The following is an 871-nucleotide window of genomic DNA, read 5'->3' as shown; positions in this document are numbered from 1 at the left end:
CGCGAGCAGGCGGTCGAGCTGCAGTCCGAAGAGGTCTACGGCAAGTACATGCACTACCTGACCGGCTGTGAGAACTTCTTCCGCAAGGGCATCAGCAATGTCGGGCAGTTCACCCTCGTGAAGTAGGTGGCGAGGGGCCGGGGACCGCTACTTTTCCAGCGTGAACTGGTCGACGTCCGTGTAACCCTGGCGGAACAGCTTCGCGCAGCCGGTCAGGTACTTCATGTAGCGGTCGTAGACCTCTTCGGACTGCAGCTCGACCGCCTGCTCGCGGTTGGCCTCCAGGTTGGCCGCCCAGATATTGAGCGTGCGCTCGTAGTGCTCCTGCAGCAATTGGACCTGCTGCACGGAGAACCCCGCTTCGCCGGCGAACCTGAAGATGTCTTCCTGCGCCGGCAATTGTCCGCCCGGGAAAATTTCAGTGCCAATGAAGCGCGCGAATCGAAGATCATTCATCGTGATGGAGACGCCGCGTTCGTACTGCTGTTTCTGGGTGTAGGTCAAAATGGTATGCAATAACATGCGGCCGTCGTCGGGAAGAATGTTGTAGGCGCGTTCGAAGAACGCGGCGTACCGCTCCATCTTGAAAGCCTCGAAGGCGCCGATGGTGACGATCCGGTCGACCTTGTCCTCGAACTCTTCCCAGCCCTGCAGCCGCACCTCCACGGTGCGATTCGTCGGCAATCCAGCCAGCTTGTTCTTGCTGTATTCAAACTGGTTGCGGCTCAGCGTGATTCCGATGACATTGACGTCAAATTTCTCCACGGCCCGTTTCATCGCCCCGCCCCAGCCGCAGCCGATGTCCAGCAGCGTCATCCCGGGCTCGAGGTTCAGCTTTCCCAGCGCCAAGTCGAACTTGGCGATTTGGGCC

2 protein-coding genes are annotated in these 871 nt (G+C 59.7%); one reads left to right on the top strand and one right to left on the bottom strand.

Annotated features, from left to right (window positions below):
* Positions 1–126, top strand: a 126-nt coding sequence (locus A5713_RS27995; RefSeq protein WP_197516331.1) for a class I SAM-dependent methyltransferase, incomplete at its 5' end; no start/stop codon positions are given.
* 21 nt (positions 127–147) lie between these two features.
* Here A5713_RS27995 and A5713_RS26505 read toward each other — a convergent pair.
* The coding region (locus A5713_RS26505) for a cyclopropane mycolic acid synthase family methyltransferase (RefSeq protein ID WP_068099195.1) at positions 148–871 on the bottom strand (724 nt) is incomplete at its 5' end.

The sequence above is a fragment of the Mycobacterium sp. E2497 genome (genome assembly GCF_001668695.1).
GTDB lineage: Bacteria > Actinomycetota > Actinomycetes > Mycobacteriales > Mycobacteriaceae > Mycobacterium.
This window is presented reverse-complemented; position numbering and strand designations above follow the sequence as displayed.